This is a genomic window from Mesorhizobium sp. M7A.F.Ca.CA.004.12.1.1 (assembly GCF_003997835.1).
Classification (GTDB): Bacteria; Pseudomonadota; Alphaproteobacteria; order Rhizobiales; family Rhizobiaceae; genus Mesorhizobium.
Map to the genome: position 1 here is coordinate 1 of NZ_RZRK01001315.1, position 941 is coordinate 941.

1 protein-coding gene and 1 pseudogene are annotated in these 941 nt (G+C 65.1%); one reads left to right on the forward strand and one right to left on the reverse strand.

The window, feature by feature from the left end; genetic code table 11:
• A pseudogene (locus tag EN984_RS36055) lies at window positions 1-409 on the forward strand (CmlA/FloR family chloramphenicol efflux MFS transporter); the annotation flags it as partial.
• Between the two features lie 49 nt (window positions 410-458).
• Here the strand turns inward: EN984_RS36055 and EN984_RS36060 are convergent.
• Window positions 459-941, reverse strand: a 483-nt coding sequence (locus EN984_RS36060) for a LysR substrate-binding domain-containing protein (protein ID WP_245480202.1), incomplete at its 5' end; no start/stop codon positions are given.

A 941-nucleotide genomic window follows, 5' to 3' on the forward strand; every position in this document is an offset into this window, starting at 1 on the left:
CGTGACCACCCGCTTCGCCAAAAAGTTCATTGCACGTTGGGGCGTCGCGGGCAGTGCTATCAGAGGTATGGCGATGTTGCTGCTCGGCGCGGCTCTGCTTGCGGCCGGGCAACTGTTCGCGGCGCCGTCCTTCGCGACATTCGTCTTACCGATGTGGGTCGTTGCCGCGGGTATCGTCTTCACTGTCTCAGTCACCGCGAACGGTGCGCTCGAGGCGTTCGGCGATGTCGCGGGAACCGCCGTCGCGCTCTACTTCTGCATCCAGAGCCTTGTCGTCGGCATCCTCGGCACGCTGTTCGTCATCCTGCTTGATGGAGACACGGCGTGGCCGCTGGTGGGCTACTGTTCGGTCATGGCGACGCTCACACTAGGCGCACTGAGGCATTTGCAGAAACGCCAAACCGAATAGACGGGACAGATGAGAAGCCTGGGCGGTTGGCGCAGGCTTCTCATCGTTGTCAGCGCGACGCCGCGCAGACCTCCCGCACGCGGTCGCGCAACCAGCGTTGCGCCGGATCGGCATCGAGGCGCGGATGCCAGAGCATGGAGATGGTGACCTCGGCGGTGGCAACCGGCAGGGGAAAACTGTGCATGCCGGTGCGTGCACCCTCGGTATGCCGCTCCGGAACGCTTGCGATCAGGTCTGATGTGCGGGCCATGGCAAGGGCTGCCGAGAAACCGGAAACCATGCACACGACTGTCCGCTGCAGCCCGAGCCGGTTCAGGGCCTCGTCGATCGGCCCTTTCTCGCGGCCACGCCGTGAAACGCTGATGTGCCGGCCTGCCGCATAGCGCTCTGGCGTCACCGTGCCCTCGCTCAACGGATGGCCCATTCGCACGGCGCCGATGAAGCAGTCGCGAAGCAATGCCTGGATGCGCACCTCCGGTCCGGTCTCGCCAGCGACGCCTATGTCCAGGTCGATCGCCGCGTCGCGCAGCGA